The organism is Bartonella sp. MU70NMGDW, assembly GCF_042194085.1.
In the GTDB taxonomy this organism is placed as follows: Bacteria; Pseudomonadota; Alphaproteobacteria; order Rhizobiales; family Rhizobiaceae; genus Bartonella; species Bartonella grahamii.
This window is the reverse complement of sequence record NZ_JBHIMK010000485.1, coordinates 1-874: the sequence shown is the minus strand read 5'-3', so window position 1 is coordinate 874 and position 874 is coordinate 1. Positions and strand designations below refer to the sequence as shown.

Annotated in this window: 1 protein-coding gene; it reads left to right on the top strand. The window is 29.4% G+C overall.

What is annotated here, in order from left to right; all coding sequences use genetic code 11:
- Positions 1 to 278: 278 nt before the first annotated feature.
- Positions 279 to 416: a hypothetical protein gene (locus tag ACFIKE_RS11730; RefSeq protein ID WP_375626783.1), complete on the top strand. Its 138-nt coding sequence runs from the start codon at positions 279 to 281 to the stop codon at positions 414 to 416.
- Positions 417 to 874 lie beyond the last annotated feature (458 nt).

The following is an 874-nucleotide window of genomic DNA, read 5'->3' as shown; positions in this document are numbered from 1 at the left end:
CGTATATGTTAAAGGAAAAAAATATTACGTATTTGATATTCTCATTCGTTATAGAAATAAGGTAGTGGTCTTATAAGCTATTTAAGATATTGACTTATCATTATAAGACTTTGATTTTTTTATACTGAATTACAATCACAAATAAAGTAAGATCCTCCCATCTTAAATCTTCATATTAAATCAATTAAAATCGTTTCCTTGAAAGTTACAAATGGAGGTGGTGTGTGAGTAAAAACGATTAAAAAAGGAATAAAAATGCTTCTTATAAAGCTTCTCAAGTGCAAGGGATCGCAATATTGGGAATTGTTAATAGTATGAGAGCTCAAATTTATACTTTTATTAAGCATAAAGAGGATAGTGCACAATGGATTTACACCTCAAGGGAAGCATGTATCCTATTTACGAGCGGGGTTTGAAATATCGTTAAGAGTACTGAGCAATAGCTCTTTAAAAAGCATGTAAATGAACAACATTAAGTTGTTCTGTTTGAGATGTTCTGTTTTGTGTGAGAGGAGCAACATCATTAAAGCAATATTTGCTAATTATTTAAATAGCACTCTTCCCCCTAACTTTCGAATGTTAGCCAATTACATGATCTATCTACTTTATTTGCTTCTTTGACTGTTGTAAATTTTTGATGATTCAATTTCGTAGTTTTAGAACAGACATATCTATCCTAAAACTCTTACATATTTCAGCGAATGAGAATAATTATACATTCAGATTATCTTAAGCGAAAAATATTTTCATACCAAATAAATATGAAGAGCTACTGCTATGAAAACTGATAAATCCATAATCTCTTTGTTGTTTATATGTCAATAAATTAAACGCAAAGGAAAATTCTTCGTCGTTCTTAGGATATTTTTCGTTT